General features: G+C 72.9%; 22 protein-coding genes. 16 read left to right on the top strand and 6 right to left on the bottom strand.

Going from position 1 to position 24,890, the window contains the following annotated elements; translation table 11 throughout:
• Positions 1-234: 234 nt before the first annotated feature.
• From OHA72_RS38480 to OHA72_RS38470, 3 genes are all read left to right on the top strand, one after another.
• Entirely contained in the window at positions 235-702 is a 468-nt protein-coding gene (locus OHA72_RS38480; RefSeq protein ID WP_327000991.1) for a ricin-type beta-trefoil lectin domain protein, read from the top strand.
• Between the two features lie 192 nt (positions 703-894).
• Entirely contained in the window at positions 895-1,812 is a 918-nt protein-coding gene (locus OHA72_RS38475) for a GH25 family lysozyme (protein WP_327000990.1), read from the top strand.
• A gap of 30 nt (positions 1,813-1,842) precedes the next feature.
• Positions 1,843-2,301 carry an acyl-CoA thioesterase gene (locus OHA72_RS38470; RefSeq protein ID WP_327000989.1) on the top strand — a complete coding sequence of 153 codons (459 nt, stop codon included), beginning with the start codon at positions 1,843-1,845 and terminating at the stop codon, positions 2,299-2,301.
• 108 nt (positions 2,302-2,409) lie between these two features.
• Here the strand turns inward: OHA72_RS38470 and OHA72_RS38465 are convergent, their stop codons facing one another.
• Positions 2,410-5,283 (bottom strand): PQQ-dependent sugar dehydrogenase, encoded by a 2,874-nt coding sequence (locus tag OHA72_RS38465; protein WP_442788378.1) that lies wholly within the window; start codon positions 5,281-5,283, stop codon positions 2,410-2,412.
• A 524-nt stretch (positions 5,284-5,807) separates the two neighbouring features.
• Between OHA72_RS38465 and OHA72_RS38460 the strand changes: the two genes are divergently transcribed.
• The 6 genes from OHA72_RS38460 to OHA72_RS38435 all read left to right on the top strand — a co-directional run bounded on the left by OHA72_RS38460 (position 5,808) and on the right by OHA72_RS38435 (position 9,726).
• Positions 5,808-6,251 carry a hypothetical protein gene (locus OHA72_RS38460; protein WP_327000987.1) on the top strand — a complete coding sequence of 148 codons (444 nt, stop codon included), beginning with the start codon at positions 5,808-5,810 and terminating at the stop codon, positions 6,249-6,251.
• Positions 6,252-6,259: 8 nt separating this feature from the next.
• Positions 6,260-6,913: a hypothetical protein gene (locus tag OHA72_RS38455; protein ID WP_327000986.1), complete on the top strand. Its 654-nt coding sequence runs from the start codon at positions 6,260-6,262 to the stop codon at positions 6,911-6,913.
• A gap of 125 nt (positions 6,914-7,038) precedes the next feature.
• On the top strand, positions 7,039-7,206 hold the full coding sequence (locus OHA72_RS38450) for a hypothetical protein (protein WP_327000985.1): 168 nt from the start codon (positions 7,039-7,041) through the stop codon (positions 7,204-7,206).
• A gap of 91 nt (positions 7,207-7,297) precedes the next feature.
• Positions 7,298-7,831 carry an NADPH-dependent FMN reductase gene (locus OHA72_RS38445; RefSeq protein WP_327000984.1) on the top strand — a complete coding sequence of 178 codons (534 nt, stop codon included), beginning with the start codon at positions 7,298-7,300 and terminating at the stop codon, positions 7,829-7,831.
• A 27-nt stretch (positions 7,832-7,858) separates the two neighbouring features.
• Positions 7,859-8,872 carry an ATP-binding cassette domain-containing protein gene (locus OHA72_RS38440; protein ID WP_327000983.1) on the top strand — a complete coding sequence of 338 codons (1,014 nt, stop codon included), beginning with the start codon at positions 7,859-7,861 and terminating at the stop codon, positions 8,870-8,872.
• Complete coding sequence (locus OHA72_RS38435) at positions 8,869-9,726, top strand: ABC transporter permease (protein ID WP_327000982.1); 858 nt, start codon at positions 8,869-8,871, stop codon at positions 9,724-9,726. Before OHA72_RS38440 ends, OHA72_RS38435 begins: the two co-directional genes overlap by 4 nt.
• 5 nt (positions 9,727-9,731) lie before the next feature.
• On the opposite strand, the gene OHA72_RS38430 is transcribed toward OHA72_RS38435, so the two are convergent.
• Positions 9,732-10,079: a hypothetical protein gene (locus OHA72_RS38430; protein ID WP_327000981.1), complete on the bottom strand. Its 348-nt coding sequence runs from the start codon at positions 10,077-10,079 to the stop codon at positions 9,732-9,734.
• Positions 10,080-11,324: 1,245 nt separating this feature from the next.
• A complete protein-coding gene (locus tag OHA72_RS38425) occupies positions 11,325-12,914 on the bottom strand; it encodes an ATP-binding protein (protein ID WP_327000980.1) in 1,590 nt (529 codons plus the stop codon).
• Positions 12,915-13,079: 165 nt separating this feature from the next.
• Here OHA72_RS38425 and OHA72_RS38420 point away from each other — a divergent pair, with 165 nt between their 5' ends.
• Complete coding sequence (locus tag OHA72_RS38420; RefSeq protein ID WP_327000979.1) at positions 13,080-13,274, top strand: hypothetical protein; 195 nt, start codon at positions 13,080-13,082, stop codon at positions 13,272-13,274.
• Positions 13,275-13,369: 95 nt separating this feature from the next.
• Here OHA72_RS38420 and OHA72_RS38415 read toward each other — a convergent pair whose 3' ends face one another.
• Positions 13,370-13,948, bottom strand: a complete 579-nt coding sequence (locus OHA72_RS38415; RefSeq protein ID WP_327000978.1) for a hypothetical protein — start codon at positions 13,946-13,948, stop codon at positions 13,370-13,372.
• 91 nt (positions 13,949-14,039) lie between these two features.
• Here OHA72_RS38415 and OHA72_RS38410 point away from each other — a divergent pair, with 91 nt between their 5' ends.
• Both OHA72_RS38410 and OHA72_RS38405 read left to right on the top strand, forming a co-directional pair.
• The gene (locus tag OHA72_RS38410) at positions 14,040-14,942 is read left to right on the top strand and encodes a bile acid:sodium symporter family protein (protein ID WP_442788377.1); all 903 of its coding nucleotides are present in this window, start codon (positions 14,040-14,042) and stop codon (positions 14,940-14,942) included.
• Positions 14,939-18,193, top strand: coding sequence for a BTAD domain-containing putative transcriptional regulator (locus OHA72_RS38405; protein ID WP_327000977.1), 3,255 nt, complete (start codon positions 14,939-14,941; stop codon positions 18,191-18,193). The genes OHA72_RS38410 and OHA72_RS38405 overlap by 4 nt, the downstream gene beginning before the upstream one ends.
• Here the strand turns inward: OHA72_RS38405 and OHA72_RS38400 are convergent.
• Both OHA72_RS38400 and OHA72_RS38395 read right to left on the bottom strand, forming a co-directional pair.
• Positions 18,104-18,679: a class I SAM-dependent methyltransferase gene (locus OHA72_RS38400; protein WP_327000976.1), complete on the bottom strand. Its 576-nt coding sequence runs from the start codon at positions 18,677-18,679 to the stop codon at positions 18,104-18,106. The genes OHA72_RS38405 and OHA72_RS38400 overlap by 90 nt on opposite strands.
• 4 nt (positions 18,680-18,683) lie before the next feature.
• Positions 18,684-18,896 (bottom strand): 2TM domain-containing protein, encoded by a 213-nt coding sequence (locus tag OHA72_RS38395; RefSeq protein ID WP_327000975.1) that lies wholly within the window; start codon positions 18,894-18,896, stop codon positions 18,684-18,686.
• A 144-nt stretch (positions 18,897-19,040) separates the two neighbouring features.
• Here OHA72_RS38395 and OHA72_RS38390 point away from each other — a divergent pair, with 144 nt between their 5' ends.
• The 4 genes from OHA72_RS38390 to OHA72_RS38375 are packed head-to-tail and all read left to right on the top strand — an operon-like array spanning position 19,041 to position 24,876.
• The gene (locus tag OHA72_RS38390; RefSeq protein ID WP_327000974.1) at positions 19,041-19,835 is read left to right on the top strand and encodes an alpha/beta fold hydrolase; all 795 of its coding nucleotides are present in this window, start codon (positions 19,041-19,043) and stop codon (positions 19,833-19,835) included.
• An 18-nt stretch (positions 19,836-19,853) separates the two neighbouring features.
• The gene (locus tag OHA72_RS38385) at positions 19,854-22,007 is read left to right on the top strand and encodes an MMPL family transporter (RefSeq protein WP_327000973.1); all 2,154 of its coding nucleotides are present in this window, start codon (positions 19,854-19,856) and stop codon (positions 22,005-22,007) included.
• Complete coding sequence (locus OHA72_RS38380) at positions 22,004-23,257, top strand: MFS transporter (protein WP_327000972.1); 1,254 nt, start codon at positions 22,004-22,006, stop codon at positions 23,255-23,257. Before OHA72_RS38385 ends, OHA72_RS38380 begins: the two co-directional genes overlap by 4 nt.
• A complete protein-coding gene (locus tag OHA72_RS38375) occupies positions 23,254-24,876 on the top strand; it encodes an FAD-dependent oxidoreductase (protein ID WP_327000971.1) in 1,623 nt (540 codons plus the stop codon). The genes OHA72_RS38380 and OHA72_RS38375 overlap by 4 nt, the downstream gene beginning before the upstream one ends.
• Positions 24,877-24,890 lie beyond the last annotated feature (14 nt).

The following is a 24,890-nucleotide window of genomic DNA, read 5'->3' as shown; positions in this document are numbered from 1 at the left end:
CACCGGCGGACGCCGACCGGACCGCCGCGACGGACCCCGCCGGCGCCCCGCGCCCCGCGGCGGTGACCTCCGCCGCGCCTTCCCCGACCTCCAGCCCCACACCGGCTCCGTCCGGCTCCTCGGCGTCGGCCGTCCCCGGCGGCGCGGGCTCCGCGGTGGCCGGCGCCCCGGAATGCCGCGACCGGCGGCTCGGGTGGCTCGGCGGGTGGTGCGGCGGGGTCTGGTGGCTCCGGTGTGACCGCGCCCGCGGGCGGTGGCACGACCGCGGCGGTGGCGCCCCCGGCGCCGGTCAAGACCACCGCGAAGGCCGCCGCACCGATGATCCCCGGCCGCGCGATCGTCGGCGTCCAGTCCCGCCTGTGCCTCAGCGCCGCCGCCGGCAAGGACGGCGTCGCCCTCGTCATCGCCACCTGCAACGGCTCCGCCGTCCAGCACTGGGAGGCCCTGTCCGACGGCACGATCCGCTCCGTCGGCCTGTGCATGGACGCCGCCTGGGCCGGCACCGACGTCTTCACCGTCGTGCAGGTCGCCTACTGCTCCGGCAACCGGGCCCAGCAGTGGCGCCTCAACACCTCCAACGACCTCGTCAGCGTCAACGCCGACAAGTGCGCCGACGTCATCGACCAGCGCACCACCAACGGCAGCGCCGTGAAGCTGTACTGGTGCAACGGCCAGGACAACCAGAAGTGGTTCTGGCGCTGACGGGTCGACCGCCTGTAACTGGTTGCCGCACCGACCCACGCGTCGCACAGCCGGGTCCGCCGTGCGTGATGCCGGTCAGGCGGCGACAGGACGAGCAGCTGGCTGTCGCCGTTGATCCAGCGGTGTCCGGCCGAAACCCGACAGCTTCGCCCGCGACGTGCCGGTTGGGCGGTGGCGGGGCACACTGGACTGGTGTCGAGGCCTGCGGTGACGGCGTGGCGTCGGGCCCGTGACGTCGCCGCCGGCCTGGTGGCGGCGGCGCGGTGGACGCGGCGGGTCGCCGCCGACCTCACCACCGGGCAGCGACGGACGGTCGCGTTCGGGTTGCTGATCGTGACGACCCCGGTGTGGGGTGTGGCGTCCGCGGTACCGCCGGAGGTGACCGTGCCCGTCGAACCGCCGGTGCTGGAGGCCGTGGCCGTGATCGCGGCGCAGCGCCCGGCAGGGTATCCGATCGGCGGGATCGACGTGTCCAGTCACGACCACCGGCGCTTCGGGATCCACTGGCCGACCGAGGTCGCCGCCGGCAGCGAGTTCGTGTACGTCAAGGCCACCGAGGGCACCACGTACGTCAACCCGCACTTCGCCGCGGACTACACGGCGGCGCGCCGGGCCGGGCGGTACGTCGGCGCCTACGTGTACGCACGGCCTGACCGCGGCGACCCCGTCGGCCAGGCCGAGCACTTCCTGCGGCACGCCCGCTTCACCCGCGACGCACGAACCCTGGTGCCGTTCGTCGACCTGGAGTGGCCGTACGCCGGCGTGCGCACCGACGACTGCTACGACCTCACCCCCGCCGAGATGCGCACCTGGATCCGCGCGTTCATCGGCCGCATCGAGACCGGCATCGGCCGCAGGCCGATGATCTACACGAACACCAACTGGTGGAACCCGTGCACCGGCAACGACGCGTCGTTCGGCGGCTATCCTCTCGACATCGCCGGGTACACCGCGAAGAGCCCGAAGCTGCCCGCCGGGTGGAGCACGTTCGCGCTCTGGCAGTACCAGCCCGGCGACCCGGACCGCCGGCACAGCCACGACCGCGACGTCGTCAACGGCGGCCCGGCGGCGCTGCGGGCCCTCGCCTGGCCACCACCGCCGGGCAGCTGAACACCTGATCGCGACGAAGGGAACCGGCACGTGCTGGACGCGAACGAGTTCGTCATGCCGTGGAAGGCACGCTACTTCGAGGTCGATCAGCAGGGCGTCGTGTTCAACGCCTGGTACCTGACGTGGTTCGACGAGGCCATGTCGGGCTTCCTCATCCACCACGGGCTGGACGCCGAGGCGCTGGACCGTGAGGGCATCGACTTCCAGCTGGTCCGTTCGGAGATCGACTGGCGCTCCGGGGTCCGCTGGGGCGAGGCGGTGCAGATCGCGGTCCGCCCCGGCCGGATCGGCACCACCAGCTTCGACATCCACTTCTCGGTCCGCCGCACGGGCCACGAGACCTGCGCCGCGAAGATCGTGTACGTCACGGTCGCACCCGACGGCTCCGGCAAACGACCGGTCCCCGACGCGATGCGCAAGATCCTGCTCGCGGCGGCGGCCGGACCGGCGTCAGCACATGGTCATGGTCGGGCTGACGGCCCGGCCTGACATGGAGCCGGTCGGCAACCGCGCCGATCCCCGCTGTCCCGTTGACGTTGGGAACGAGCGTCCTCCGCGGGCCGGTGGGCGGAGCCGGAGCCCCGCCCACCGGGAGCCTCAGCCGGCGTATGCCTCGAACTCGTAGATCCGGGCGGCGGCGTCGGTGTTGCTGGTCGGCACCAGGACGTTCATCCGGACGTACCTGGCGTTCGTCGTCGCGAACGTGTGGGTGGTGACGTTGGCGGTGTTGCCGCGCGGCGAGGCGACGGTCGTCCAGGTGGTGCCGTTGGTGCTCACCTGGATGTCGAAGTCGCGGGTGTTCCACGCGGCGTTCTCCCCGCCGGCCCCGGAGTGCCGGACGACGACCCGGCTGACCGGCTGGCTGCTGCCCAGGTCGACCTGCAGCCACTTGCTGGCACCCACGGAGCACCACTTGTCGGCGTTGCCACCGTTGACCGTGCCGTTGACCGCCTTCGCCGGTGCCTCCGTCGAGGCGCACTGGCTGTCCGCGGTCGCCGGCTTGTTCAGCGCCAGGTTCGTCGGCGGCGGGCCGCCGCTGTTGATGGTGAACGCGTCCACGTCGAACAGTGCGCCGGAGCCGCCGGTGAAGACCAGGAACAGCGTGGTGGTGCCGGACGGCAGGTTGGACAGGTTGCCGGTGACGTTGGTGAACGTCTCGAAGCTGCCGGTGTTCGGTACGGCCGCGCTGCCGAGCAGCGTGCCCGTCGCCGAGCCGGCGCGCAGCGACAGGGTGCCGCCCGGACCGCCCGACGAGACGCGCGCGGTGAACGAGGTCGCGCCGCTCAGCGCGTACGGCGTGAAGCTGATCCACTCGCCGTTCTGGATGTCGCCGACGGTCCGCCCGCCCTCGGCGGTGGTCTTGTTGAACAGCCCGACGCCGGACATCGCACCGTAGTGCTCGGCCTGGCGGTGCCGCGGCTGGGTGATGCTCTGCTTGTGCGTGGTGATGCCGCCGTTGTCGGTGTACTCGGCGTCCCACACCCCGAACACGTTCGCGGCGGCGTCGTGCTCACCGTCGACCGGCACCGTGATCGTGCCCGAGCAGCCGGTCTGCGAGGTGATCTGGTGCGCGTGGCTGTCATGGCCGAGCAGGTACGTCATCCGGACCCGGCTGCAGTTGATCGTGCCGTCCTCGGGGTCGGTGACCTGGATCTGGTACGGCACGGTGTCGCCGAAGCTGAACAGCTGGCCGTTGACCGGGGTGACGATGGTGACCGTCGGCGCCGTGTTGCCGACGCTGATCTGCACGCTCGCCGTCGCCGACGCCGGTGGGCTGGCGTTGTCCCGGACGGTCAGCGTCGCCGTGTAGGTGCCGGCGGTGCTGTACGTCTTCGTCGGGTTGGCCGCCGTCGACGTCGTGCCGTCGCCGAACGCCCACGAGAACGTGATCGGGTTGCCGTCCGGGTCGCTGGATTCGGAGGAGGAGAAGTTGACCGTCAGCGGCGCGGGGCCGGACGTCGGATTCCCCGCCGCGCGGGCGATCGGCGCACGGTTGCTGCCCTGGCCGATGTACTCGATGCGGTACAGCGCCGAGAACGAGTCGGGGCTGCCGAAGCCGGTGCCGTAGTCCAGCACGTACAGCGCGCCGTCGGGCCCGAACGCCATGTCCATCACCTGGGTTCCGGTCCACGGGAAGCCGATGATGCTGCCCGGCGAACCGTCGCCGTTGACGTGCACGGTCTTGATCCAGCGCCGGCCGAACTCACCGGCGAAGTAGTGCCCGTCGAAGTCGGCGGGGAACTTCACCGTCGACGGGTTCGCGGCGTCGTACCGGTACACCGGCCCGCCCATCGGCGACTCGGACCCGCTGCCGAACTCCGGCGGCGAACCGGCGTCACCGGCGTAGCGGATCCACGACGTGCGGGCGGCCGGCAGCGTCTGCAGGCCGGTGTTGCGGAACGAGTTGTTGGTCGGCCCGCCCGTGCAGTTGTACTTCGCCCCGGTGGCGTTGGTGGCGAAGTTCCACTCGTTGTAGGTCTCGTTGGTGGTGTTCGTGCCGGTGCAGTACGGCCAGCCGTAGTTGCCGGGCGACGGCACCCGGTCGAACTCGACCTGGCCGCTCGGGCCACGGGTGGCGCTGGTGCTGCCGGCGTCCGGCCCGTAGTCACCGACGTAGACGACGCCGGTGGCCTTGTCGACGTTCATCCGGAACGGGTTGCGGAAGCCCATCGCGTAGATCTCCGGCCGGGTGTTGGCCGTGCCGGGCGCGAACAGGTTGCCGGCCGGCACGGTGTACCCGCCACCGGTCGCGTTCGGCTTGATCCGCAGGATCTTGCCGCGCAGGTCGTTGGTGTTGCCGGCGGAGCGCTGCGCGTCGTACGCCGGGTTGCGGTCGGTCCGCTCGTCGATCGGCGCGTACCCGGCGGAGTCGAACGGGTTCGTGTCGTCGCCGGTCGTCAGGAACAGGTTGCCGGCCGCGTCGAAGTCGATGTCACCACCGACGTGGCAGCACATGCCCCGGTCCGTCGCCACCTCGATGATCATCGCCTCACCGCTGAGCGCCCAGCTGGTGCTCAAGGTGAACCGGGACAGCCGGTTGACGCCGCGCCAGGTGTTCCAGGTCGCGGCGGTGCCGGTGGCCGGCGCGTCGCCGCCCGGGGTCGACAGCGGCGGGGCGTAGTACAGGTAGACGTACCGGTTGCTGGCGAAGTTGGGGTCGACGGCGACGCCCTGCAACCCCTCCTCGTCGTGCGTGTACACCGGGATGTTCGCGACGACCGACGTGGTGCCGTTGACGTCGGTACGGCGCAGCGTGCCGTTGCGGGCCGTGTGCAGCACCGAGCGGTCGGGCAGCACCGCGAGCGTCATGGGTTCGCCGACCTCGGCGACGCCGCGCGCCAGCTCGACCTGCTGCCAGTCGGCCGCGTTGATGGCGGTGTGCGCCCCGGCCGGCGGCGCGTTGACCACAACGGTCGCCGCCCACCCGACCAACGGCAGCACGGTGGCGTATATCCATCGATTTCTGGACATTCTTCGATGTCTCGGGGACTGGTCCACGGCGGGCATGCGGCGCTCCTTCCCGGACCTGGACGGTCCGGTGACGTGCGGCGGAGGGGGTGGGAGGCGGCCGAGGTCGCCGACCGTCGTGGCGGTGACGGTCGGTCAGGGATTGCGGACCAGGACCGCGCCGATGGGCGAACGGCAATGGTGGCGGGACAACACGGCGTCACACGGACGGCGAGGCGGCCGGCGGCGAACGCAAGCGACGCCCGGGCATCGGCGGACTCCTTCACATCGCTGGAGGAGCGCGCCGACGCACCTACTGTGACGACGACTGTTGCAAGGAGCCTGCCGGGTTGTCAACACTTTCATCGGATGAATGGCGGCCAACTCGGGCAATTGGCGCCACTCAGGACGCTCCAGAGACCGCTTCGGGCCTCATACATCGGTGGTATCCCGATCTCACGGCGAGATCCATCGAACATCGTCCGGTGGTAGCATGGCGCGTCCTGTCACCAGTCATCGCTTCGTGAACCGAGGAGCAAGGTCAGCTGATGGACGAAGTTTCGGTGGTCGCCGCGGCGTCGCCGTACATCGCGGCGACAACGGGCGCATATGGGTCGGCAGTCGTCGAGCGGGTGCTCGAGGGTGCACCCGACCAGGCAGATGAGTCCGTCAAGCTCGGGAGCCGCATCCTCCAGGCTCTCCTGCAGGCGCCGGAGACCCGGGCCGCCCTCGAGGTCTCGATCCTTGACGTGGCCGAATTTCCCGGCGACGAGGATGTCCTGGCCGCATTGCGGCTGCAGATCCGCAGGATGCTGCAGAATGACCCGGCGCTGCTGACCGAGATCTCCGGGATGTTGCAGACGGAAAAGCCGGCCGTCACCATTTCCGAGGAACGGCCGATCACGCCGGAAATCGTTTCCGGCCCCGTCACCACGGGCGCGTTCAATGTGTTTCTCAACAGTCTCGGTCGCGGCGAGACCGGGCGGCCTTGATGAGCCTGGTGCGGAGTTACCTGATTAGCTTCGCACTCGGTGGCCTCGTCTCGCTGGGCGAGGTCATCTCGCGATACCGGGACCGGCCGGTCGCCGCGCTCAAGACGCCCGGGGCGTTCGTGTATCTCGCCCTGAACGGTGTGGCGGGAGTTTGCGCGCTCTGGATGGCCCGCACCTTCAACGTGACCTTCGGTGCGCAGGGGGCGAGCGCCGAAACGGTCCAGCTGCTGGTCGCCAGCCTCGGCGCGATCGCGTTCCTGCGCACGAGCCTGTTCATCGTGCGGGTGGGCGACGCCGACGTCGGCATCGGGCCGAGCTCGGTGCTGACCACGCTGCTCAACGCCGCCGACCGGTCGGTGGACCGCAAGCGCGCGGCGAGCCGCTCCAAGGAGGTCGTCGACCTGATGAAGAACGTCGACTTCATGGCCGCGAGCATCGCGTTGCCGACGCTGTGCCTCGCCCTGCTGCAGAATCTCGACCCGGACGACCAGCAGGCCCTCGCCGAGGACATCAACTCGCTGGTGCAGAGTCCGATGAGCGACCGGCAGAAGTCGCTCGCGCTCGGGCTCAAGCTGATGAACCTGGCCGGTCCCGAGGTGCTGCGATCCGCCGTCGAAGCGCTCGGCGACGAGATCCAGCGCGTCCAGGTCGCCAGGGTTTAGGAAAGGTCCGCGCATCGGGCGGCCTCACCCGGGCCGGTTGCCGTCCTGCGGATACCCCGTCACGCCGTCCGCCGCCGCCCGAAACGCGGCGGCGGCCCGGCCGGCCGCGGCTGCGGGCGCTCACCGTGTTCCGCAAGCGGGGCGTGACGATCGCCGAGACCGCCCGCGCGTACGCGGACTTCGCCGGAGACGGGCTCACCGGCACGCCGGCGGAGATGTCGGTCCTGGCGGATCGGCTGGCGGCGGCGGGCGTTGCGGTGGCGCTGCTGCCGGAACGGGCGCGCGGCCGCTAGATCTGACCTAGCGGCTGCCGGATGTCGTCTCGCGCCTGGTGGGTGAGACCGACGGAGCCGGGGAGGGACCATGACGCCGCTGCGAGTCGCCGTGATCATCGGTAGTACCCGCGAGGGGCGGATGGGTGGGCGGGTCGGGCGCTGGTTCGTCGAGCGGGCGGGTGAGCGCGAGGACATGGCGGTGACCGCCGTCGACCTGGCCGACTTCGACTTCCCCGGCAGCTACCCGGCAGCGGCGACCGCGGCGATGCGGTTGTTCGCGCGGCGGGTGGACGAGGCGGAGGCGTTCGTCGTGGTCACCCCGGAGTACAACCACAGTTTCCCGGCGTCGCTGAAGCAGGCGATCGACTACGCGTACGACGAATGGCGCGCCAAGCCGGTCGGGTTCGTGTCGTACGGGTGCCGCTCGACCGGCATGCACGCCGTCGATCAGCTGCGGACGGTCTTCACGGCGCTGCACGCGGTGACGGTGTCCGGCGTCGTCGCGCTCGACCTGCTGTGCGGCGGGCCGGCGCCGGCGGCCGAGGACCAGCTGCGCCGCGACGCCACGGTCATGCTCGACCAGCTCGGCTGGTGGGGGCTGACGCTCCGGGACGGGCGTGCCGCACGCCCGTACACCTGCTGAAACGTCAAACAGGAGAGGTTGCAGTCAATGAGTAGACGCACCACCGGGCCCGCCGTCGAGGCGGTCGGCCTGACCCGGTCGTTCGGGGAGACCCGCGCCCTGGACGGCATCGATCTGCAGATTCCCACCGGCACCGTGTACGGGCTGCTCGGGCCGAACGGCGCGGGCAAGACCACGACGGTGCGGGTCCTTGCCACGCTGCTGCGCCCGGACGGCGGGCAGGCCAGGGTGTTCGGCCACGACGTGGTGACCGAGGCCGACGCGGTCCGGGCGCGGGTGAGCCTGACCGGGCAGTACGCCTCCGTGGACGAGGATCTGACCGGCGCGGAGAACCTGGTCCTGCTCGGCCGCCTGCTCGGGCTGGGCCGGCCGGCCGCGCGTGAGCGGGCCGACAGTCTGCTCGCCGCGTTCGGGCTGACCGAGGCGGCGGGGCGGCAGGTCAAGAAGTACTCCGGCGGGATGCGCCGCCGCATCGACATCGCGGCGAGCATCCTCAGCACGCCGGACCTGTTGTTCCTGGATGAGCCGACCACGGGGCTGGATCCGCGCAGCCGCAACCAGGTGTGGGAGATCATCCGGGCGGTGGTGGCACACGGTACGACGGTGCTGCTGACCACGCAGTACCTGGACGAGGCGGATCAGCTCGCCGGGCGGATCGCGGTCGTGGACCACGGCAGGGTGATCGCGGAGGGCACGCCGGGCGAGCTGAAGTCGTCGGTGGGCTCCGGCACCGTCCACGTGCGGTTGCGGGACCCGGCACGGCGGGCCGACGCGGAGCAGGTGCTCCGGTCGGCGCTGGGCGTGCCGGTCCAGCTGGAACCGGACCCGGTGGCGATGACCGCCCGCGTGGGCGGGGCCGGCTCCGACCTCGACGCCGGGGAGCAGGCCGCGCTCGCGCTGGGCAACCTCGCCCGCGCCGGCATCGTCGTGGACGACTTCTCGCTGGGCCAGCCGAGCCTGGACGAGGTGTTCCTGGCCCTGACCGACCACCCCGCCGTCGAGGCCGGCGAGCGGGACGAGCAGATGGAGAAGGCCCGATGACTGATGTCACGACCGCTACGACCGGCCGGGCGCCGGCCCTGTACGTGCCGTCGGCGGAGGCGCTCGCCACGGTCCTCGCGCCCGGCTCGCGGCCGCCGAGACCCAGTGCGCTGTCGGCGTCGCTGACCTTCGGCTGGCGGGCGATGCTGAAGATCAAGCACGTGCCGGAGCAGCTGTTCGACGTCACGGCGTTCCCGATCATCATGGTGCTGATGTTCACGTACCTGTTCGGCGGCGCGCTCGCCGGCAGCCCGCGGGACTACCTGCAGTTCTTCCTGCCGGGCATCATGGTGACGAGCGTCGTGATGATCACGATGTACACCGGTGTCGGGCTGAACACCGACATCGAGAAGGGTGTCTTCGACCGGTTCCGGACGCTGCCGATCTGGCGGCCCGCCGCACTGGTCGGCATGATCCTCGGCGACGTGCTGCGCTACGTCCTCGGCGCGCTGGTCATCCTCGGGGTGGGGCTGGTGCTCGGGTTCCGGCCCGGCGGCGGCCTGCCCGGCGTGCTGGCCGGGATCGGCCTGCTGGTGGTCTTCTCGTTCGCGTTCTCCTGGGTGTGGACGTTCTTCGGGCTGGTGCTGCGCAGCGAGAAGTCGGTGATGGGGGTCAGCATGATGGTGCTGTTCCCGCTGACGTTCCTGAGCAACGTGTTCGTCAACCCGGTGACGATGCCGGGCTGGCTGCAGGCGTTCGTGAAGGCCAACCCGATCACCCACCTGGTGGCGTCGGTGCGGGCGGCGATGGCCGGGTCCTCCGACGCCACGAACCTGATGTGGGTGCTGCTGTGGAGCGCCGGCTTCCTGGTCGTCTTCGGCACGCTGACGATGCGCCGGTACAACCGCCGCTGAGTGTTCTACAGGCGCCACGGCGGCGGTGAAGCCGGATGGTAGCCGCAGGTGCTGCCGGTGGACACGGCGTCGCGCAGATGGGCGGCAAGGGCGGGGTGCCGCCCGTCGAGGCGCCGCAGCGTGTCGCGGATGCGGGCGGTCACGGTCTTGCGGGCCCGTTCGGCGTCGTCGCCGAGGCGGCGGTTGCGGCCCGCGAGGCCGGCCGCCGCCCGCAGCTGGTCAACCAGCGCCGCGCGTTCGGCGTCGAGGGCGGCGAGCCGGGCCTCGTCGCCGCGGGCGGCGGCACGGTCGATCTCCTCGTCGAGCCGGTCGAGGTGCCGCCGGTAGCGGACCTTCGCCTCGTCGTCCAGCACGGGGTCACCGCCGAGCCGGTGGGCGGCGGCAAGTTCCGGCCCGGCGGCCGGGTCCAGCAGCTCGGCCGCCGGCACGTCGGTGCCCGGGCGGCTCAGCAGCAGCCGCAGGTCGTGCAGGCCCTTGGCGTCCGGCAGGTGCACGACCGTGCCGGCGTAGGTGAGCTGCCAGACCGGGCCGTCGCGGCGGAACTCGTAGTCGGCGGCCGCAGGTTCCGGTACGGCGCCGGCCTCCGTCCCGCCGAGCCGCCGCAGCACCTGCTCCATGCCCACGGCGCGGGCCACGGGCAGGACGGCCGCGCGTTCCCGGCCGCCGCGGCGGCGTCCCCGGCGCTGCGCGCCCGGTCAACGCCTCCACCAGGCCGGCGCGGGCGAGCAGCGACCACGGTTGCGAGCCCATCCGGTCGGCGCCGTCGCGGGCCGCGCTGAACCCGGCGACGGCGTCGGCCCAGCGCCGCTGCGCCAGGTCGACCACCGCCAGCCAGTAGTCCACCGGGCCGCTGACGTCACAGCCGAAGAGCGCGACGATCCATTGCCCGCGGTACGGGTGCAGCGTCGCGCGGATCTGCGCACAGCGCTGCGGGTCGCCCGTCGCCGCGGCGACCTGTGCCTGGAGGCGGTGCCACAGCGGCGAGACGGCACGGGTGAAGGTCGTGCCGGCCGCCTCGATGCCCGTGGCCAACCGCACGGCGGTCTCGGTGTCGCCGCGCTCGGCGGCGGTGATGGCCCGCAGCAGGTCCCCGAGGTTCCCCTCGGACGCGCTCATCCGCTCCAGCACCGCGCCTGCCTCGGCGAACCTGCCCTGCAGCGTCAGCCACGACCAGCGCACCTGCACGCTCAGGAACATGTGGTCGGACTGCTCCCCCGAGCTGATGTCGTCCAGTTCCGTGAAGAGCTTGCCGGCCTCGGCGAAGTCACCCCGGAACGAGGCGATGATGCCGCCGTCGATCGCCGCCGCCATCCGGTACCCGCCGGCGGTGCTGTCCCGGCCGCCGGTGACGAACGCGGTCAGCTCCTGGTAGTAGGCGGGGTCGCCGAGCTCCAGCAGGGCCACCCAGCGCAGCGACGTCGCCCACAGCTCGGTCTCCAGGTCGCCGGTGCGCCGTGCCACGTCGCGGATCTCGACGGTGAGCGCCGCCCGGTCGGCGGCCGTGCCCATGCCCCAGGTGGTGTCGTGGCGCGCCCAGAGGCTGAAGGTGAGGGTCTCGTCGTCGTGGCCGCGGCGGGCGATCGTCTCGGTGGCGGTGATCAGGTCGGCGGCGAGCGCGGTGAGCGGCGCAGTGGCGTCCGGCTCGCCGATGAGCCGCCGGTGCGCCTCCCGCAGCAGCTCCGCCGGGGTGCCCGGACGGTCCGAGACGGTCGTCTGCCGGTACATGGTGTGCGCGACCCGCGCCAGCAGCACCGGGTCGTCGAGGGTGAGCGCGAGCGTCCCGGCCTCGGCGAGGAGACGGTCGGCCTCGGCCCGGCCGGCGTGGTGGTGCAGGTGCCGTCCGAGGTCGACCATCGTCCTGACCCGCTGGGCCGGGTCGTCGGAGACCTCCAGCGCGCGGCGGTAGTGCACCACCGCCTCCTCCGTGGCCAGCCGCCGCGCCGCGTCGCGGCCGGCGGCGGCGAGCAGGCCGGCGGCGCGGGACGCCCGAGGGCGCCGCCGGCCAGCCACGCGTGGCGGGCCAGGTCGGCGGGGATCAGCCGCTCGGCGAGGGCGCCGGACAGGTCGACGGCACGCACGACCGCGGCGTGCCGGGCCCGCCGGTCGTCGTCGGGCAGCGCGTCGTACAGCGTCTCGCGGACCAGGTCATGGGCGAACGTGAACCGCCCCTCGCCACGGGCGGCCACGAGCCGCGCCGTCACCGCCCGGTCGAGGAGCCGGTCGACCTGTGCGACCGGGCCCGGCATGCAGGCGGCGAGGACCTGGCGGTGGAAGTCGCGGCCCAGCACGGCGGCGACGGTGAGCACCTCGACGACCGCATCCGGCAGCTCCGCCAGGCGCCGCTGCACGGCCTGCCGGACGCCGGGAGCGATCGTGGTCACCTGGCCGCCGGCGCGCCAGAGCCGGGCCGTCTGCTCGACGAAGAACGGGTTGCCGCCGGTACGCCGGTGCACCTCGCTGAGCAGCTCCGCGTCGGGTTCCCGGCCGGCCGTGCGACTGATCAGCGCGCCGACCTCGGCCCGGGACAGGCCGGTCAGGGTGACGGTGGTGGCCTTCGCGGTCAGCGGCATCAGCAACGGGTGCAACCGGTGCTCGGCCGACTCGACCTCGGCGTCGCGGTAGGTGCCGATCACCAGCAGCCGCTCGAACCAGGTGTGCTGCGTGGCGAACCGCAGCAGGCGCATGGACGCCGGGTCGGCCCAGTGCAGGTCGTCGAGCACGACGATGACGGGCCGGCGCTGGGAGACCGAGACCAGCGCGGTGGTCACCGCGTCGTAGAGCGCGAACGCCTCGTGGTCGCCGTCGGCCAGGTCTGCCGGACCCGAGCCCGAGCCCGAGCCTGTGCCCGCGCCTGTGTCCTCGCCGAGCAGGACCCGCAGGGCGGGCTCGGACGATTCCCGGGCGAGGGCCCAGTCGTCGGCGGAGCGGCGCAGCCCGCGCATCACCTGCACCCACGGCCAGTAGCCGGGCGCGCTGTCGGAGTCCCAGCAGGCGGCGCCCAGCACCAGCGCGCCCCGTTGCCGCGCCTCGTCGGCCGCGGCGGTGACGAGCGTGGTCTTGCCGATGCCCGGCTCCCCGGCGACGAGCACCAGCCCGCCGTGGCTGGCCACGGCCCGGTCGACCGCGGCGCGCAGCAGACCCGCGGGGTGATCCCGCCCGATGATGCGTTCGCCGATCCGCGGCTCCATGACCCAGCTACCGTACCGAACCGCCCGCCGACCTGGACAGCAGCGCCCGCGGCGGGACTCCCCCGGGACGCGCCGCCCGGCGTCGTCCGGACCAGTGCGGCCTCCACCGTTCGGCGATCTGGTGCAAGGTCCGCTCGGCTGGTCGAATTGCGGACGCCGTTGGACGTGACGACCCCGAGGAGCTCCAGGCATGGAAACGGACGCCCCGACGAACCGGATCCGGCAGCGGCCGGGCAGCGGGTCCTTGACCTGCTGGACAAGGCGATCGACGTCCAGAGCCGGCTGGTGCGCAAGAACATCGCCCGGGCCTGCCGGCGCAACCCGGACGCGACCCCGGCGTCGGCGCACTCGCCCGGCTGACGGCGTCTCGCCGGGCCGGTCCACGCGGCGAGCGCCGGGTCCATCGGCGCGGCGGGCCAGGCCATGATGGCGGGCGCGGCTGCGGCGCCCGGCCTTCAGCCGCAGCTGCCGGTCGGCAGTGGGCCCGTGATCTGGCTGCTCACCCGTTCGGGGAGGCCGGTGACCGCGCCGATGATGCAGGCCCCGCGGACCGGAACCGCGTAGAAGAGCGAACCCCGCGGCGCCGGATCGCCGTCGCGGGCCGGACGGACGATGGCGCCGGTGAACCCGGCGCCGTCCAGCCGGGCGAGCAGCACCGCCGGGTCGGGCAGATTGCGGTCGCACACGCGTCTGGCCGGTCCGCCGGGTGTCGTCTGCACCGCGCGGCACACCGGCTCGGGGTGGACCAGTTCGTCGACGTGTCGCGCCGCGGCGCTGAGGTCGGCACGGGTCTGATCGGTCACGGCCGCTCGCCGGCTGTGGTCCTCGACCAGGCGTTCGCAGTAGCCGGCGTCCGCGCCCAGCGGCGCAGCGCACGCGAACAGCAGCGGCCCCGAGGCCGCCGGCGCCGCAGCGGCGGGCGACGCCGGAGCCGCGGCGGGTTCGATCCGCTCGATCACCAGCGCGGTGACGGCGAGCACGGCGAACGTCAACGCGAACGCACACACGGCGAGAGCCGTTCGTCGATGCGACACCCGGCCATCGTGCCATTGACGGCCACGAACGCGCGAAACGGCGGCGGGATCGGTGTATTGACCGGCCGTGGCGTACCGGTCAAAATGCACCGTGGGCTCCGCGTTGATCTCTGCCAGTCTGCCGGTTGCCCTCTTCGTCGTGATGCTCGGCCTGGGTCTCAGCCTGACCGTCGAGGACTTCCGGCGGGTCGGCCGGCATTCGCGAGCGGTCGCGGTGGCCCTGGTGTGCCAGCTCGTGGTGCTGCCCGTGATCTGCTTCGGCCTGGTGCTCGCGTTCCGGCTGCCGCCGGCGCTGGCGGTCGGCATGATGCTGGTCGCGGCGTCGCCGGGCGGTCCCACCGCCAATCTGTACAGCCACCTGTTCGGCGGGCACGTCGCGCTGAACGTCACGCTCACCGCCGTCAACACGGCGCTGGTGGTGGTCACGCTGCCGATCGTGGTGAATCTGTCGGCCGCGTACTTCCTGGCCGACGGCGCCGCGCTCGGGCTGCAGTCCGGCAAGGTGCTGCAGGTGTTCCTGATGGTGCTGGTGCCGGTCGCGGTCGGCATGCTCGTGCGCGCGCGGGCGCCCGAGGTCGCGCGGCGGCTCGACCGCCCGGTCCGGGTGCTGTCGGTGGTGGTGCTGGTCGCGGTCGTCTCCCTCGTGGTGTACGCGGAGCGGGGCAACGTCGCGGGCTACTTCGTCTCGGTCGGCGTGGCCGCGCTGACCTTCAACGCCGTCAGCCTGCTGATCGGTTATGGCGCGCCGCGGCTGGCCGGTGTCGACCACCGCGCGGCCATCGCGGCCGGGTTCGAGATCGGCGTGCACAACACCACGATCGCCGTGACGGTCGCGCTGAGCCCGGCACTGCTGAACAATGCCGAGATGGCCGTCCCGGGCGCGGTCTACGGCATCATCATGCACTTCGCGGCGGTCGGGTTCGGCGTGCTGCTCACCCGCCGGCGGGTCGCGCGGTCCGTTGCCGGTGGACCGGCCCCGGTCGAGCCCGGATGAGCCCGCAACCTCCGGTGGATGCGGATCCCCTGCGCCTGCGGCTGCTCGGCCCGTTGCGGGTGTGGCGCGACGGCGTCGAGCTGGACGTCAAACCTCGGCAGCAGGCGTACCTGCTGGCCCTGCTGCTTGCCCGCGCCGGCCGCCCGGTCACGACGAGCGAGCTGATCGGCCTGATCTGGGGCGACGACGCCCCCACGAGCGCGCTCAACGTGGTGCAGAAGTACGTCGGAGCGCTGCGGCGCCTGCTCGAACCCGAGCTCCCCGCCCGGGACAGCGGCGCGTACCTGCACCGCCGCGGCAACGCGTACCTGTTCAGCGCCGGCCCCGGCACGCTGGACCTGCTCGCCTTCCGGGAGCTCGTCGAGGCCGCCGAGGCGGCCCTGGCGCAGCATCATCGCGAAACGGCGCTCGAGCACTACGTCGACGCGCTCGGCCTCTGGCAGGGCCCCGTGGCCGCCGGGTTCACCCACGGGACGGCCGCGATGGCGGTCTTCGCCGCGCTCGACGACGAGTTCCACGCCGCGTGCACGGCCGCGGCCGACCTGGCCGTGTCGCTGGGCCGGCCGGAGCGGGTGCTGCCGGCGTTGCAGCTGGCCACCAAGATGGCGCCGTTCCACGAGCCCGTCCAGGCCGGCCTCGTCATCACGCTCGGCGCCGCCGGACGCCAGGCCGAGGCGCTGTCGGCGTTCCGCACGTTCCGGGACCGCCTGGCCGACGAGCTCGGCATCGATCCCGGCCCGGCGCTGCAGGCCGCATACCTGCGGGTGCTGACGCAGACCCGGGCGTCCCCGTTCGAGGTCGGCACGGGCGGGCAGGCGGACGGCGTAACCCTGCGGAAGGCCGCCGGTCTGGTCGGCCGGGGCGAAGAACTCGCCGCCCTGCGGCAGGCCGTGGAGGCGGCGCTCACCGGTGGCAGCGGGCTCGCCATCGTCGAGGGCGAACCGGGGGTGGGCAAGACCCGTCTGGTGCAGGAGGCCGCGGCCGAGGCGGACCAGCGCGGTGCGCGCGTCGTGTGGGCTTCGTGCCTGGAAGGCGACGGTACGCCGGCGATGTGGCCGTGGGAGCAGGCGATCACCGCGGTCCTGGACGGCCTGCCGGCGCCGGCGCGGGAGAAGTGGATGGCCGGCGAGCTCGGCGGTCTCCTGCAGTCGCGGCACGACGACACGGGGCCGGTGGTCGCCGGCGGCCGTGCCCAGTTCCGCCTCTTCGAGCAGGTCGTCACCGTCGTCGGGCAGGCCGCGGCGGAACGGCCGCTGCTGCTCGTCCTGGACGATCTGCAATGGGGCGACGCCGCCTCGCTCCAGCTGCTCGGGCATCTGACGGGCCGGCTGCCCGCCGGCACCGCGATCATCGGCGCCCTGCGGGACCGCGCGCCCGTGCCCGGCTCCGACCTGTCACGGGTCCTGGCCGACGCCAGCCGGCTGCCCGTCCACCGGCGCATCCGGCTCGGCCCGCTCGGCCTGGCCGACGTCACCGAGCTCATCCGCCGCGCGGCCGGCGACGAGCCCGGCGCCGACACCGCCCGCACCATCTACGACCGCACCGCCGGCAACCCGTTCTACGTCCGGGAACTGTCCCGGTTCCTCAGCGACCGTGGCGCACTCGCCGACGGCGGGGCGACGGTGCGGGCGGGGGTGCCGGCCGGCGTGCGGGACGTCGTGCGCGGCCGGATGGCCGGCCTCGACGACGGCGCTCGCGACCTGCTGCAGATCGCCGCGCTCATCGGCCGCGACGTCGACCTCGATCTGCTCGCCCGCGTCGCCGGTGCGGACGTCGCCGGCTGTCTCGAACGCCTCGAACCGCTGCACGCGCTCGGTCTGCTCGAGACGAGGCCCGCGGAGCCGTTCACGGTGCGGTTCGCGCACGACCTGGTGCGCGAGTCCGTCACCGAGACCACGGCGCAGCAGCAGGTGATCCGGCTGCACCTGCGTGTCGCGGACGCACTCGAGGAGCGACCGGCGCACGACGAGTCCGGCCCCGAGCGCCTCGCCTACCACCTGTGGGCCGCCGGCCCGCTCGCCGACCCGGTGCGCACCGTGGAGGCGCTCAAGCGCGCCGGCCGCCGCGCGACGCGCAAGCTCGCGTTCGCGGCCGCCGACCGGCATCTGGAGACGGCCGCCCAGATCGCGCGGACCGCCGGGCTGCCGGCGCTGGAGCTGTCCGCCCTCGCGCTGCTCGCCATCGCCCCGCGCCGGCAGGCCGGGTTCGGCGGCACCACCTTCGACCTGCTCGAGCGGGCCGAGCTGCTGGCCCGGCAGCTCGGCCGGGACGTCGAGGCCGCCGGCCTGCTCTTCGCCCGCCTGTTCGGGGCCTACACCTTCCTCGAGCCGGACCGTGCGCAGCTGGTCCGCCGGCTGTACGAGCAGGGGGAGGCGTCCGCCAACCCGGTCCTTCGCGTGTACGGCCGGCAGGCCTGGGGTCTGCACCAGTGGGACACCGGCAACATCGGCGAGGCGTACCGGTACTTCATCGACAACGACCCGGCCCTGCTGCACGGTGAGGTCTCCCCGCACGGTGGGACCGCGGTCCGGCAGGACGTCTCCGGCGAGTGGCCCGGCTGGCGGGCCGTCGTGACCGCCATGCACGGTGACGTCGAGACGGCGGGCACCATGATCGACGACTGGAACGGGCCCACCGACCCGTACGGGGTGGCGACCTGGGCGTACTACATCACCATCATCGCCTCCATGGCCGGCGACGCGGACTGGGTGCTGCGCACGATCGAGCGGTGGATGGCGATGGGCACGGGCCGCAGCGCCGTCCAGCAGGAGCACTACGTGCGGCTGAACTGGTACTGGGCCCGCGCCCTCGCCGGCGACGACCCGGCCGCGACCACGGCGGAGGCCGAGCGGCTCCTGGCCACGACGCTCACCGACCCGCCGCGGTGGGGCATCGCCTATCACAACGGGCTGATCGCCGAGATGTGGCTGGCCGCCGGCAGGCCGGACGCGGCCCGCACGGCCCTCGACCGGGCGGACCGGGCGCTGGAGGCCCACGGCCAGCGCTACGCCGAAGGACTCATCCGGCTGCTGCGGGCGCGCGTGCTGCACGCCGGTGGGGCACCCGTCGGCGTCGTGCGGGCCGCCGCGGAGGAGGCCCGCGCCTGGTCCGCCGAGCGGGCGACGCACCTCTTCGCCCGCCGCGCCGAGGCGTTCCTGGCCTCACTTGACGGGACGGCGGCAGTAGTACACCAGGGCGGGCGGGACGTTGGCCCACTCGGTGCGGCTGACGACGACCTCGTCGAACCGTGACCGCAGGGACATGAGCAGCCGCCGCGCGGGTGGAAGCCACCGCGAGTGCAGGTATGCGAAGGTGGTGAACACGCCGTGCGGCGGCAGGGCGGCGACCACCGCGGACAGCAGGTCGCGCTGACGCTGCTCGGCGAACGCCGCCCACGGCAGACCGCTGACCACGACGTCGGCCCGGCTGATCCCCCGCCGCGCGAGCACCGCGGCGAGGTCGGTCGCGTCCGCGGTCACCACGTCGACCCCGGGATGCAGGGCGCCCAGGTGCCGCGCGAAGCGCGGGTTGACCTCGACCGCGATGTGCAGGCCCCGCCCGGCGAGACGCCGCTGGATGGCACCGGTGAACGCCCCGGTGCCCGGACCCAGCTCCACCACGACGGGTGAACCGGTCCGGGGCACCGCGGCCGTCGCCACCCTGGCCAGCGCGGCACCGCTCGGCGCGATCGCACCGACCGTCAGCGGATCGCGCACGAACTCCAGAAGGAACGACACCGCGTCAGTACCGGTGGCTCGCCCTGGACGGCGAGACGCCCCACACGTGGAACGCCAGCCCGATGCCCCAGGCCACGATCGACCACACCGGCCAGAAATGGTGGTCCGCATCGAACAACCACCACACCATCACCTGCACCACGTTGGCCACCACGTAACACAGCACATGGACCCGCAGGCCCCACTTCCTGGCGGCTTCGCTCTTCATCGATGTCATGCCGGCACGCTAGATCGCCGCACTTGACAACGACGGAACGGTTTGTGGAGCGGGCGTCCACCGTCATTCAGCGCACGTCAAGTACGCATTCCTACGCTGACCCCCGATTCACCGCTGCAACCAACTGTGGAAAGGGATACCTCGATGACGACGACCCGCAGAACCCTGCTGGCAGGCTCCGCCGCCGCGGCCACCGGCGCCCTGACCGGCGCCTCAGCCGCACAGGCCCACACCCGGCCCGGCGGCAGGCCGAAACCCACCGTCGTGCTCGTGCACGGCGCCTTCGCCGACGCGTCCGGCTGGAACGACGTGGCCGCCCGGCTCCTCGGTGACGGCTACCCGGTCATCGCCCCGGCGAACCCGCTGCGCGGCGTCGCCGCCGACTCCGCCTACCTGGCCAGCATCCTCGCCACCCTCAGCGGCCCGCTGGTGCTCGCCGCACACTCCTACGGCGGCATGGTCATCACGAACGCCGCGACCGGCAACGCGAACGTCACCGCCCTGGTGTACGTGGCGGCGTTCGCCCCCGCCGAAGGCGACACGCTTCCCGACCTGCAGTACCGGTACCCCGGCAGCAAGCTGACCCCGGACGCCCTGGACTACCGTCCCCACGGCACGGGCGCCGACGCCTACATCAAGAAGGAGCTCTTCCGGGAGGCGTTCGCCGCCGACCTGCCGAAGACGGCTGCCGCCCTGATGTGGGCGGGTCAGCGGCCGCTGCACGTGGGCGCGTTCGAGGAGCCGTCCGGCGCGCCGGCCTGGGACACGGTGCCCTCCTGGTACCTCGCCGCCCGCAACGATCAGGTCATTCCCGTTGCGGCACAACGGCTCATGGCGCAGCGGGCCCAGGCCCGCACCGTCGAGGTGAACGCCTCGCACGTCGCGATGATCTCGCAGCCGGCCGCGACGGCCGAGCTCATCACGCGCGCCGCGCGCTGACGACGGCAGGGGACTGCGATGTTCGAGCGGTGGGGGCGGACGATGGTCCGCCGCAGGTGGTGGCTCATCGGCGCGGCACTGGCGTTCATGGCGTTCGGCGGCGTCTGGGGTACCCAGGTCTTCGGCGCCCTGATCACCGAGGGGTTCGAGGACCCGGGCGGCGAGAGCTCCCGTGCCGTCGTGCGCGCCGAGGAGACGTTGGGACGCACCGGCAACGACGTCGTGGTCCTCTACCGGAGCCCGACCACGACGGTCGACGACCCCGTGTTCGAGCGGGCCGTGACCGGCACGCTCGCGGCGCTGCCCGGCGGGACGGTGACCGCGACGGTCACCTACTGGAGCACGAACCACAGCCCAGGACTGGTCAGCCACGACCGGCGCGCGACCTACGCGGTGCTGACGCTCGCCGGCGACGACGAGACCGAGCGCGGGCAGGCACTGGCGAGGATCGAGGACGACCTCGCCGCTCCCGGCCTGCAGACCCAGGTCGGCGGCATCACCGCGGTCAGCCGCGACATCCGCGAGCGGGTGGCGGCCGACATCGCCCTCGCTGAGACGATCTCCATCCCGGTGCTGCTGGCGCTGCTGGTGGTCGTCTTCGGCAGCGTGGCCGCGGCGAGCCTGCCGCTGGCCATCGGCGGTCTGGCCATCATCGGCGCGTTCACCGCGCTGCGTGCCATGAGCTACCTGACCGACGTGTCGGTGTTCTCCGTCAACGTGGTGACGATTCTCGGGCTGGGCCTGGCGATCGACTACGGACTGTTCATGGTCGGCCGGTTCCGCGAGGAACTCGCCCGTGGTGCCGGCGTGGAGGACGCGGTGGCCCGCACGATGGCCACCGCCGGGCGTACCGTGGCGATCTCCGGCGTCACGGTCGCGGTGTCCCTCGCTGGGCTGCTGATCTTCCCGATGCCGTTCCTGCGCTCGATGGGGCTCGGCGGGCTGTCCGCGGTGCTGGTGGCGATGATCGCGGCGCTGACCGTGCTGCCCGCGCTGCTCGGCGTCCTCGGCCGCAACATCGACGCGCTGTCCGTGCGCCGGCGCCGGCCGTCGACGCGACGCGACCCGGCGGCAGGTTTCTGGTACCGCCTCGCGCACAGCATCATGCGTCGCCCGGTGCTCTACGCGGTCGGGGTGCTGGCGGTGCTGCTGCTGGCCGGTGCGCCGTTCCTGCGCGTCGAGTTCGGCGGCATCGACCCGCGGGTGCTGCCGGCCGGCACCGAGAGCCGCGTGGTCACCGAGACCGTCGACCGGGACTTCGTCCAGAACAGCCAGCTGCCGATCGAGGCGATCGTCACCGCGCCGGACCCGGCCACCGTCGAGGCATACGCCGGGGCGCTCCGCGCGCTCCGCGGGGTGACCGGAGCCGACATCACCGGCCGGTCCGGTGACGTCTTCCGGGTGACCGTCACGTACGGCAGCGACCCGATCTCCGCGGAGACCCGCGACCTGGTCGGCCACGTCCGCGACGTCCCGGCCCCGCCCGGCGGCGAGGTGCTCGTCGGCGGCCTCACCGCGCGGCTCGCCGACCAGCTCGACGCCGTCGCCGACCGGCTGCCGTGGATGGCGCTGATCATCGTCGGTACGACGTTCGTCCTGCTGTTCCTGGCCTTCGGCTCGCTCGTCCTGCCGGTCAAGGCGATCCTGATGAACGTCCTGTCACTCGGCGCGTCCTTCGGCGCGCTGGTGCTGATCTTCCAGGACGGCCACCTGTCGGGCCTGTTGCGCTTCACCTCCACCGGCACGCTGGAGGCCACCCAGCCGATCCTCGTGCTCGCGGTCGTGTTCGGGCTGTCGATGGACTACGAGGTCTTCCTCATGTCGCGGATCCGTGAGGAGTACGACCGCACCGGCGACAACACCCACGCGGTCGCGGTCGGGCTGCAACGCAGCGGCCGGATCATCACCAGCGCCGCCCTGCTCATCCTCGTCGTCATCGGCCTGTTCTCCGTCTCCGGGATCACGTTCATCAAGCTGATCGGGGTGGCCCTGCTCATCGCGGTCCTGGTCGACGCCACCATCGTGCGGGCGCTGCTGGTGCCGGCGACGATGCGGCTGCTCGGGACCGTGAACTGGTGGGCGCCGGCACCGCTGCAGCGCTTCTCCGACCGCCACGGCTTCCGCGAGGCCGAGGACCCGCCCGCCGTGCCCGAACCGGCGAGGACGCCATGATCCCCATGCATCACCGCGCGTATGCGGAGCAGTGCACCACCGAGGAGCGGCGGCACACCGCCGCCACCACAGCGATCCGTCATCCGCGGCTTGCGCTGTTCGCGCTGGCGCTGGGCACCTTCGCGATCGGCACGGGCGAGTTCGGCAGCAACGGCATCATCCAGCTCTTCGCCGCCGACCTGTCCGTGTCGATCCCGGTCGCGACCCACGCGATCACGGCATACGCCGTCGGGGTGATGCTCGGCTCCCCCGCGATCGTCCTGCTCGCCGCCCGGGTCAACCGGCGCACGCTGCTGCTCGGCCTGATCGTGCTGTTCCTGCTCGGCAACATGCTGTCCGCGCTGGCGCCGGACATCGCGCTGCTCGCCGTGTTCCGGTTCGTCGCCGGCAGCGTCCAGGGCGCGTTCTTCGGCGCCGGTGCCGTCGTGGCCGCGTACGTGTACGGCCCGGGCAAGGGCGGCCGGGCGTTCGCGACGGTGATGAGCGGGCTCACGGTCGCCGCCGTCGTCGGCTCGCCGCTGAGCACGTTCATCGGCCAGCACGCCGGCTGGCGCACCCTGTACTGGACGGTCGTCGTCATCGGCCTGCTCGCCGCCGCCTCCCTGGTGGCATGGCTGCCCCGCACCGAGGACCTGCGCGGCCGGTCCGTCGCGAACGAGCTGGACGCCCTGCGCCACCGGGGCGTCTGGCTGATGGTCGCCGTCGCGGCGCTCGGCATCTCCAGCATCTTCGCCGTCTACACCTTCATCGGCCCGTTCGTCACCGACGCGGCGGGGCGGGACGCCTCGTTCATCCCGGTCGCCCTCGCGGTCTTCGGCGTCGGCATGGCCTTCGGCAACCATGTCGGCGGGCGCATCGCCGACCGGCACGAGCACGGCGGGCTGCTCTGGGGGTACGGCGGCGCCCTGGTGCTCCTCACACTGATCGGCGTCGCCGGCGCCGGCCTGGCGGTCCTGCTGCCCTGCCTGTTCGGCGTCGGCGCCACCATGATGGCCGCGATCCCCACCATCCAGGTCCGGCTGACCCGGCTCGCACCCGGCGCGCCGACCCTGAAGGGCGCCCTGAACCTGGCCGCGCTCAACCTGGCCAACGCGCTCGGCGCGATCGGCGGCGCCGTCACGCTCGACGCCGGATGGGGAACGCTGTCCACCGTCTGGGCCGGCTTCGTCATGACCGCCGCGGGCCTGCTCCTCTACGTCACGACCGTCGCCCGGATGCAGCCGGTGCCCGTCGCGAGCCTGACCACGTGACCGGCGGGCCGGCACCGCGCGGACCGGTGCTCGACGACGAGCAGCTGCGCCGCCTCGCCACGTACGGAGCCGCGGAACACGTCGAGGCCGGCCAGGACCTGTACGTCCCCGGCGACGAGACCTACGACTTCTTCCTGCTGCTGACCGCGGCCGTCGACATCGTCCGCGACGCCACGGCCGCCGAGCCGTCGCGGCTGATCTACCGGGCCGGTCCCGGCGACTTCCTCGGCGAACTCAACCTGCTGACCGGCCAGCACGTCTACCTGACGGCCCGGGTGGTCACCGCCGGCACCGTCGTGCGCGTCGGGCCCACGACGCTGCGCCGGGTCCTCGCCGAGCAGGACGACATCGCCGACCTGCTCCTCGCCGCGTTCCGGCAACGGCGTGACGTGTTCCGCACGACGGCCGGCAACGCCCTGGTCGTCGTCGGGCGGCAGGACGGCGCGGCGGCGCTGCACCTGCGCACATACGCGGCCCAGATGCTCCTGCCGCACTCCTGGCACGACCCGGACTCCCCCGCCGGGCGCGCGACGATGGCCTCGGCCGGGCTGACACCCGACGACCTGCCGGCCGCGGTGGTGCACGGCTCGGCGCTGCGCAACGCGACGCCCGGCACCGTCGCGCAGGCGCTCGGCCTCACCTACCGGCCCGACCGGCACCCGGTCGACCTCGTCGTCGTGGGCGCCGGCCCGGCCGGGCTGGCCGCCGCCGTCTACGGAGCGTCCGAGGGCCTCGCCACCGTGCTGCTGGACCGCAGCGGGGTCGGCGGGCAGGCCGCCAAGAGCGCCCGCATCGAGAACTACCTGGGCTTCCCGCACGGCATCAGCGGCGAGCACCTGACCCGCCTGGCCATGGTCCAGGCGCTCAAGTTCGGCGTGCGCATCCACGCACCGTGCGCGGTGGCAGGCCTCGACCTCACCGACGACCGACGGCCCGCCGTCCTGCTCGACGACGGCCGGCGCATCCGGTCCCGCGCGGTGATCGCCGCCACCGGGGCGCACTACCGCCGCCCGGACGTCCCCCGATGGGCGGTCTTCGAGCGGTCCGGCTGCATCCGCTACGCGGCGACCGACCTGGACGTCCGCAACCACGTCGACCGGCCGGTGGCGGTCCTCGGCGGCGCCAACTCCGCCGGGCAGGCGGCCCTGTCCCTTGCCGCCCGCGGCGCGACGGTGGAGCTGCTCATCCGCGGCGCCGACCTCGAATCCCGCATGTCGTCCTACCTGACGGATCGCATCCGGGCGCACCCCCGGATCCGGATCCACGCCGGCAGCACGATCCGGGAACTGGCCGGCACCGACACTCTCACGTCGATCGTCGCCGAGCGGTCCGGCGGCCACCGCAGCCGGCTGGACTGCACCGCCGTGTTCTGTTTCATCGGTGCCGACCCGGTCTCGGGCTGGCTCGCGGGGCTGGCCACGGACCACGACGGCTTCGTCCTGACCGACGGCCGGCTGCCCGCCGGTTCGACCGTTGGACCCCTGCCGTTCCAGACCAGCGCCACCCGGGTCTTCGCGGTCGGCGACCTCCGCGCCGGCTCAACGAAGCGGGTGGCCACCGCCGTCGGCGACGGCGCGGGGGCGGTCTCCTCCGTGCATGCCGCCCTCGCCGACGAATGACGCGCCTCCTCGAT

Source organism: Dactylosporangium sp. NBC_01737, from assembly GCF_035963215.1.
Lineage (GTDB): Bacteria > Actinomycetota > Actinomycetes > Mycobacteriales > Micromonosporaceae > Dactylosporangium.
This window is presented reverse-complemented; position numbering and strand designations above follow the sequence as displayed.